Annotated in this window: 2 protein-coding genes and 1 pseudogene; all 3 read right to left on the bottom strand. The window is 34.6% G+C overall.

Annotated features, from left to right (window positions below; genetic code table 11):
• Positions 1–250: 250 nt before the first annotated feature.
• Entirely contained in the window at positions 251–4,897 is a 4,647-nt protein-coding gene (locus COZ07_RS01110) for a hypothetical protein (protein WP_406606761.1), read from the bottom strand.
• Between the two features lie 159 nt (positions 4,898–5,056).
• Positions 5,057–6,061 (bottom strand): hypothetical protein, encoded by a 1,005-nt coding sequence (locus tag COZ07_RS01115; protein ID WP_406606762.1) that lies wholly within the window; start codon positions 6,059–6,061, stop codon positions 5,057–5,059.
• 249 nt (positions 6,062–6,310) lie between these two features.
• A pseudogene (locus COZ07_RS01120) lies at positions 6,311–7,085 on the bottom strand (hypothetical protein); the annotation flags it as partial.

Genomic DNA, 7,085 nt, shown 5'->3' on the forward strand with positions numbered 1-7,085 from the left:
TTGGGGATCGAATTTTGATCTGCTCTAGACAAAATTTCCGAAGCAAATATGTTTATCGCTCCAAAAAATAAAATTATAAAAGTAGCCCCTAAAATAAAAATAACTATTTTGAAATATTTATTAGACTTTTTATGTTTCATCATAAATAACTCCCTTATATTTTATCTCTCCATCTTCATCCTTCATCTATCTTCAATTTTTATTTAATTAATAGACCAAGAAAATTATTATATTTTTATTTTTAAAAAATTCACTCCGTTGATTTTAATATAATTATAGTTAAATTATTAGTATTTTGTTCTAAAAATGCATTCAAACAATGAATAATTAGAAGATTACCACTTAAAGACCATGAACTATACAACTCATTATTTATTTTTACGGTTAGGTTATCCGTATCCATTCCTTCCGGTAAATTAATCTGCAAATCTATAAAGTCATAATCTTTGGGTATATCCAGAGCATCTCTGATTCCTACTATTATATGATAGGAATGTTCATATACTACTTGGGAAAGGTCTTCTTTCCCATAATCATCATACCAAAGCCTAATATCGTTATTACTATTTTTGGGTTTATATTTTAATTGTGCTTCCTCGTTCATAGACAGCTCAGTTTCTTTTCCTGCCTGAGCTTTATCTTTTCTTATTAGGGGACGTGACTGGATATTTTCAATAACCAAGGGAACTGAAATTCGAGGAGATAAAGTCTGTATATCAATAAAATTAAAATTATCAGTTACTATAAAAGGGGGATTAGGATAATCTACTAAATACATTTTTGAATCAGGAAGTCCTACAGGAAGAGAAATTTCTTCTTGAACATAATAATATCTTGGATGATTTTGGTCAATATAATCTCCGGTTACCACTATTTTATCTTCTAAGGGTATCTCCACTCCTGGTTCATTAAAAGCTTGGATTTTAACTTTTAATCGGGAAGAAGGTCCATAAAATATGGAGGGAATATAACCTTGAACTTCTAAATGATCAAGATGGGCTGTGCTTAGACGATAGATCTTACCATCAATGGTTCCTATTAATAAAGAATTTTGAAAAGGAATGATTTTCTGAATATTTACCGAAAACCCTTCTCCCCTAGTTAAAGCAGATTGACCAAGCAAAGCACCGACTTGAGGGAGCATAAAAGGAGGAATTTTTTCTCTTAAATCAGTTATAAGTTCTGGTGGACAGACAAATTCTCTATACCATACCGGGGTACCTGTTTCCAGATCCACCGCTAATAGCTGTCGATGATTATTTATACCATAAGCATAACCTTCAGAACCATTCCATAAATTAATGACACTGTTGGAACGAATATACACTGGAATAGACTGGGAAGTAGAATTTGGAGAGTAGTATTCTTGTTCTATTTTAGTGGGAAGTACCCACAGTTCGTTCCCCTGATTATCTAAACATTGCATTTTACTCCCACAAAGTAAATTATTGGAAAAAAGACTTCCTGGATTTCTAAAGTTTTTTAATTCCATTAACTGCTCGGAAAGATAGTTATAATTATATCTATCAGTATAGATATTGCTTAAACGGAGTATTGCCTCATTACCTATCCACTCAAAACGATTTAATTCTTCGCCGTTCAAGCTATAAAGATATTGCCCGGCTAAAATTCTATTTCCTATTATAAAAGCTTCACCATCATTATAAGCATTAGATTTTTCTTTCTCCCATGAGAGACTCGGCGCATTCATATTAGAATCAAAACGGTATAAAGCAATCGGCCAGCCAGCAACCAAATAACGGCCATCAAAATCAAGGGTTCTACTGTATTCTTTAAGATTAGGTTTAGAACCATAGGTTGTTTCAGTAAATCTATGACTACTAGTCCAAATTTTTTCCCCAGTCAGAGTATTTATTAAAACTAGCCTATAATCATCTGAAAAAGCTAATAATTTCTCATTTTCAGTATCCGGATAAATGAGAAGCATAACCGATGATAGTAGAGGTGTTCCATCAAAGCCAGAAATGGTATATTGTAACTCTCCAGAAGTATTGTATTTTTCAATCGCACCAGAACTGGTAAGCACATAAAAATATTTAGAATTACACACCATATCCACCGGAATCCCAGCGGTATCAATAACCAAGTCGGTAATTAGGGGTGGTTTAAGATTGATATTTTTCCACCCGGTATGACCCCGGTCACCTCCTTTAGTATACCAAGGAGATGTGGTATCATCAGTTAAAGTAAGCCAACCCATATGACCGTCATTGTTGTTCCAGTTCGATTCAGGTAAAAGCTTTCGTGAAAGCATTGTCGGATTAATTCCCAAATATACTTCGTATCTCCCTGCTGGAATATAACTAAGATTTATACTATCTAACTGAAGGGATTTGGTTTCATGGTAAAGTAGCTCAGTTACCTCTCCCGAATATAGAAGATAACCATCTCGCAGCCATAATTCATAGGAAATTGGTCCCCACTGAGGGACAAAGGGGTCACCTTTATGATAAGAGTTCCACTTATCTACTATATTGGTATCTACACACTTTTCTGCTAAATCAAAGTTTATGGCTATATTTTTATACTGATCGATAGTGTAAGTAGCATTTTCCACTGCAAAATCAGGAGTAGCCATTTCCGGAGAAATCACGAATTCTTTATCTTCTATTATAAAATTATTTTTTTGGTTTTTCTCTTGCGATAAAGTATTGACTTGTAACTTACACTGATGAAATCCCGCTTTATAGATGGTCTGATCTTCATATAGGTCTCCTTCCAGCTTATCCATAGAAAAAATCTTTTCCAAATTAAAAAAAACGCTAGATTGGGCCTTCACTCCAGTTATTTGCTTGCTCCAAACCAGTTCTTGGGGAGAAAAGATTTGATTATCATCTCGATCAATATAAAAAGAAAGGGTTAAAGGTAGAGAAGAGGAATCATTTTCTGCAATTAAAAAATCCTTATTTCCCTTATTAGTTAAATAGAAGATAAAAGAAGATTTTCTTCCCGGATACGGATAAAATAAGTGTCCGGGATAATTTTTAGAATTTAAGGGAAAGCAAGGAGACATTTCCCAGCTTACTTCCAGATCTACCGGAGGTAAAACCTTTACTTGAAAAGACCAGACCATTTTACCGGCATCTGTATTCCAAAATTTTTCTTGGGGATCCGTAGGTCGAGCTTGATATTCTGGATCAATAATTAATTTACATTCATATGTACCGATTTCGGTAAAGGTATGAGATGTTATATATCCTTCTAAAGGTTCTGCCACCGAGGGTATTTCCCAAGATACATTTACGGATGCATTGGTAAGTGCTTCTAAAGGTTCGGTTTGAAAGGTCACTTTTTCTCCAGAAAAGGTTTCGATATCCTGGGGTAAAGATATGATCGGCTTTAAAAAATAAGGCGAAAAAGAAAGGGAAGTGTGGCAATTCAGTTTATTTAATCCGAAAGTCTTTTTTGCACTTGAATTAAGAGCAAGGTATATTTCTTCAATCTGACTTTTTCCATATTCTTCTGCATCGATAGAAATTACTCCACTCCACATCAAAATTCCGTTTTGATTAGCACTAATACTATTATTAATATTATTTAAAGTACAATTAGCTAAATCATAAGTATAGTATTTATCATCATCTTTAAAACGAACACCTATAGTTGTTTTGCTTTTAATATCCCCTTTTTGATCCTGGTCGCATTTAAACCAACTGCCTATTTTAAATGGTATCATGGCTATACGACCAGAACCTTGAATTTTACATATTACAGTATTACAAAGCTCAAGATTATTTTGCGCTACTCCAACATGGCTTTCTAAATTTAAAGAATAATCTTGGGATTGATATTCCGAAGATATATCGTTATATTGAACTCTGCCGCCATTTAACATATCATCATTAATCAAAGATACTGATGGTCTTATCCCTCCACTAAAACTGTTTACTGCATCAACAAAGAAAGTACCAAAATCACCGGAGGGAATATTTTTAATAGTACCACTTTTTCCTCCGCTAATATTGTAAATCATCTGCTGTCCATTATTTTTTATCATGATCATCCCTGATTCCGGACAAGGAGATAGCTTGTAACCGGTAGTAGTTGGATGAAGAAAACCAATCTGTTCTTGAGATTGCAAATAGATATCCATACCAAGCATAAATAAGGCGGGAAGAAAAGTGTAAGGGGTAGCCACATCAGCAAGAGCTGATCCTAAATCCCCCAAAGGGCCACTGCGCCCAAAAACTTCTTTTAAAAAACTCATATCCGGTACTGGATGCAAAAGTTCGTCAAAAGCCTCAATATAATCCTCGGCCGGATTATAGGTAATACTATTCCATTGATTCATTGGGGCAATGATCCGAGCATCCTGCTGCATTAAATAATCCGTATTATAAAGCCTTTGTAAGCTATTAACTGAATCGTACTTCCATACTGATGATGGATTTTCCCCTTCAATCGTATATGAAGAAATTCCTAAATGATTTATATCTAAAGCATTATTAAGTGAACTGGATTCTAAATTATCACGCACTTGATTCTTCTTATTATCCATACTTACCAATGCGTCTGCCATAGAACGCCATAGTAGTGCCGAATTGTGATCAGGATGACTTTCATCTTCGCAAATACTTATCAGTCCTTCAGCAGAACTAGACAATATTTTATATGGCGGATTATATAACTGAGATATTGGATAAGGTTCAAAAACTGAAGGATTGGAAAGATACAATGGTACATAGTCACCATAAATTAATGCTCGATTAACTGTATCTGTCCCAAAAAATGGCGGAATAATTGCATTATCTATATAATGAACATACACACGTTCCGCCTCAACAGTAATTATTTCATCCTCATTTGCTGCTAACAATCCCGGATTTAATACTAAAATAAAAACTAAAATAATTAAAAAAATACGAGTTAGCTTCATATTTTTTTACACCCCCTTCCCATCTTCTTTGAATATATATTTGCATTATTTTATCTATGCGGTTATGAACTGATAGTAATTACACTTTGATAATTGTTCCATCAAGAATTATCTAATAGTGAAATATGGGTTTTATATTATATTGATAATAATTTATTTTTAAGGGCCGGTAGCAATAGAGACTATTTTCCACTTATCTTCCTCGGCTGCAACAGTTATCCAGCGAGTATTTCTTCCCTCATCCCAACCGTAATAGGGAGAACCCGGTTTAGAAATCGTATAGATATTTACTTCGTAAAAAGGCTGATGATTAGGCCATTTTTGTTCTTCCTCAGGATGAAGCCAAATCACCTTAATCTTGTCTAAACTGGAAAAATTAGCTTTCCACATCTCCTGCGTATTCTCATTACCAGCAAGGTTTTCATCCATCATAGAAAATACTTGCTCAAAATTTTTTTGATCTATAGCTTCAAAAAATTCGTAGATAAAATTTTCTTCTTTGATTTTAGCCACTTTGTCGGGATAAAATTTATATTTTACTTCTCCTGGACTAATTTTTTTAAGAGTCTCAGGATCAAAATAATCATGGGCTAATAATTCCCCAGTTAATCCGTCTATAGTGTAAGCTGCAAATTGAGAGTCAAAGAGAAAATACCATACTGGTTTTCCTCGATAAGTGCTCACAGAACTATCGATAATATATACTGATGAAGCTCTATCCCAGGAAGGGGCACCAGCAGCAAAAGCCACCTGGGCTGCCTCTTGCATGGAAATTCCCGGTCTATCTTTAGGAAAAGAAGGAAGGATAGGGGATAATCTTTTGACATATTCTCCTCCTTCTTCTATTGAGACAATTTGATTATCTACAATTTGGATATAATAACTTTTATCATCTCGGGGTCGCATAAAAATAATCCCCCATTCCCAGGAAAGGTCATTTTCTCCCCAATGATAATCTAATTCTCTTCCCGGAGGATTCATATACCATAAGACCGCTTCACGGTCCCACTTTCGAGCTTCTTGATAAGCCAGGGCAGCCGCTTCCAAAGAGGTTAACTGGGGAGTATCTCTGGTAGCTTTTGCCTGAACGAGGAGGGAAAAAATTAGTATTATAATTACTAACCATAAAAAAATGACTTCTATCTTTAAATAATTTTTATTCATAATTACAATCCTTACTTCTATAATTTTTTAATAACTAATAAATTCTTTTTAATAACTTGGACAAAATAATTTTTTAGGCTAATTTCATATTTTATATTTCACCTTATACAAGTTATTTCCTTTAAAACTTTTATGCTCTTCTTAGGGAGGATAAGAGCATCTTTAAAAAAGAAAGATACTCTTATCCCTTAATATTTACCATTACCTACCACTTTTTATAGTAGTTTTTAAATAAAATTTTATGGATACTTATTTAGTAGTTGGACTTTCTATCTGATAAAAACCAGAAGTTTGCTCTCCAGTAGATAAAGTAATACTTTGCTTATTAAAAGCTACATGGTTATCATTAGATGAGATACGTTCTACCCTAAAGAAAAAAGTGGAAGCTCCAGCAATAAAAGACCTGGGAATCATAATTAATCCCTGACAGGTGTAACCAACCGGATCACTTCGAGGTGAGGTATTAGGTAAAGTTACCTCCATAGTTTGGAAAACCCCTCCCATTGATCCACTACCTGGAAACCCATAAATAAGCTTAAACTTTGCTGGGAAACCTCTTCCTCCGTCAGCCTGATTAGTAGCAAGTGCAGTGATATTCAGCAATAGGTTTTCAGTACCTGGGGGGACATTTTCGAAGGTCCATTCCGCATACTGCTTCAGAGCAGAATCCCTCAACCAATACCAACCCTGAATCAAGTTACCATTGGAATAAAATTTATTAGCTGTAAATATCGGTGAGGAACCAGACTGTGATTGGCCTGTTTGATCAGATGGGTAATCAGAGAGGTTTACTGAAAGTTGATATTCTCCTTCTCCCGAAGAACGGGTTATCTTGATCTGCCAAATTCCGCTAACATTAGCTACATATTGAAGAGTCTTAATCTTATCCTGGATTTGGACTGAACCTACACCGGAAGTAGAGCCTGGGCGAGTCAAGGAAAGACCAAAAGAGGCATCAGAAAGCATAGAAAGTTGAAGATTAATAGTCTGTCTTTCTTGTAAATTTATACTATACCAATCAACA

This window comes from Candidatus Infernicultor aquiphilus, assembly GCF_002784285.1.
Taxonomy (GTDB): Bacteria; Atribacterota; Phoenicimicrobiia; order Phoenicimicrobiales; family Phoenicimicrobiaceae; genus Infernicultor; species Infernicultor aquiphilus.

Coding starts and splice junctions, on each gene's coding strand:
- COZ07_RS01110 (WP_406606761.1), bottom strand. CDS start 4,897: ATGAAGCTAACTCGTATTTTTTTAATTATTTTAGTTTTTATTTTAGTA.
- COZ07_RS01115 (WP_406606762.1), bottom strand. CDS start 6,061: ATGAATAAAAATTATTTAAAGATAGAAGTCATTTTTTTATGGTTAGTA.